This window comes from Plesiomonas sp., from assembly GCF_051650925.1.
Taxonomy (GTDB): domain Bacteria; phylum Pseudomonadota; class Gammaproteobacteria; order Enterobacterales; family CAMTGL01; genus Plesiomonas.
This window is the reverse complement of the sequence record NZ_JBOFRH010000522.1, coordinates 1-1,809: the sequence shown is the minus strand read 5'-3', so window position 1 is coordinate 1,809 and position 1,809 is coordinate 1. Positions and strand designations below refer to the sequence as shown.

Annotated in this window: 2 protein-coding genes; both read right to left on the bottom strand. The window is 41.5% G+C overall.

Annotated elements, in window-relative coordinates; genetic code table 11:
* The coding region (locus tag ACRC27_RS12460) for a hypothetical protein (RefSeq protein WP_438640016.1) at positions 1-871 on the bottom strand (871 nt) is incomplete at its 3' end.
* A 48-nt stretch (positions 872-919) separates the two neighbouring features.
* Entirely contained in the window at positions 920-1,411 is a 492-nt protein-coding gene (gene csgB, locus ACRC27_RS12455; protein WP_052241988.1) for a hypothetical protein, read from the bottom strand.
* Positions 1,412-1,809 lie beyond the last annotated feature (398 nt).

Genomic DNA, 1,809 nt, shown 5'->3' with positions numbered 1-1,809 from the left:
AGTCGTTGTAAGCGCTCTGAGTCACGGTTACGTCGTTGTGATGACCGTTTTGGTAAGTATCAGACTCGTTCCATGCACCAGATTGTTTGATGTCGGCATCGTTGCGGCGACCAATTTGATCGACATCGATATCGTTATGCGCACCACTTTGTCTTACTTTGGCATCGTTGCCGTTACCGGTTTGGGCAACATCGATATCGTTATGCACACCACGTTGTTTCACGTCGGCATCGTTGAGATGGCCTTTTTGCACCACATCAACATCGTTTTTCCAGCCACGTTGTGAAACGTCAGCAAAGTTGCCATTGCCAGATTGTTTAACGGTGGTGTCGTTGTAACGGCCACGTTGATTTACATCAGCTTCGTTGCCATTGCCGTTTTGTTTCACGTAGACGTCATTCAGGAAACCGCGCTGTTTAACATCGGCATCGTTTTTACGACCTGATTGTTTGACGTCGATTTCATTGAATTTACCGCTTTGAGCAACGGTAGCGTCATTTTTACGGCCACGTTGATCGATATCAGTATTATTTTTGTAGCCGCTTTGGTCTACTTGAGCATCGTTACGTTTGCCACGTTGCTCGATATTGATATCGTTTTTGGTACCGGTTTGATCGGTGGTGGCGGAGTTAAAAGAGCCACTTTGATAAATCACGGTATCACTTTTTGATGCCCCAATTTGAGTTGAGGTTGAGCTGTTTTTGGTTCCTTTTTGGGTTACATCAATCAGTACGCTGTTTGAACTGCTTTGCAGAGCATCAGCACTGTTACCATTACCGGTTTGGTAAATGGTGGTGGTTTGGTTGGCGGCGTTAACAGATACGGCACCGATAATAGCGGCAGTGATGATAGACAGATTCAACATTTTCATGGGATATATCCTCAGTGTTGCTTTGCCTGATTAATTTAATCGAGTAACTCAATTACTTTGATTGACTGTAATTGGTAACCCTACACCGTGTTGCACGACTGCAGCGCTAAGGCCCGTGCCATATTGATTGATATTGGCTTGATTACCCGAACCATATTGAGTAATCGATGCGTAATTGTTATATCCGTATTGGTTAATGGCTGCATCGTTAGATGAACCATATTGGCTAACGTATGCTTCGTTACCTGAACCATACTGCGCAACAGAAGCCGAATTATTATTTCCGATTTGTTCAGCAAAGGCGGTATTGTTGGTGCCATGCTGAGTCAGATAATAATCGTTAACATTGCCGCGTTGTTTTACAGTGGCTTTGTTAAGTGCACCGTCCTGTGCTATTTCGGTATTATTCCAGTTACCAATTTGTTTTACATGTGCTTGGTTTAACGTTATTTCATCTGGAGCCATATCTTCTGCTGCATAAGCTTGAGAACTTAATGCCAGCAAAATAGATATAGCCAGATAACCGGTTTTTCGCTGCATTATATTTACTCATGTCGTTGGTAATGTCCTCAAGACAGGAGTAAGTATTGGTTTGATATTTGATTACCAAAATAAAACTAATTTCTTATTTTTTCTGAGTGTGATGGATGAAAGTATTAATTCTTTTGATTGGGTGTTGGCTAACTTATTGTGGGGTATGATGATTTTTGAATGGGTTTTAATGGTGTGATAAGTGAAAGATTAAAAAAAAAGAGAGCAATACTGCTCTCTTTTTTATTGATAAGGGTTTAATACCCCAGCAAGAGTTAAATAGCCAGAGGTACATCCTCTTTCATATAACGTTGAATTATAGCGTTATTTATGTCAGACGGATTTTGTAAAGACCACAGGTTTTGCCTAATACCTTCCACAATCAGATGGGCAACACCGGCTTCAAG

Coding starts and splice junctions, on each gene's coding strand:
- csgB (WP_052241988.1), bottom strand. CDS start 1,411: ATGCAGCGAAAAACCGGTTATCTGGCTATATCTATTTTGCTGGCATTA.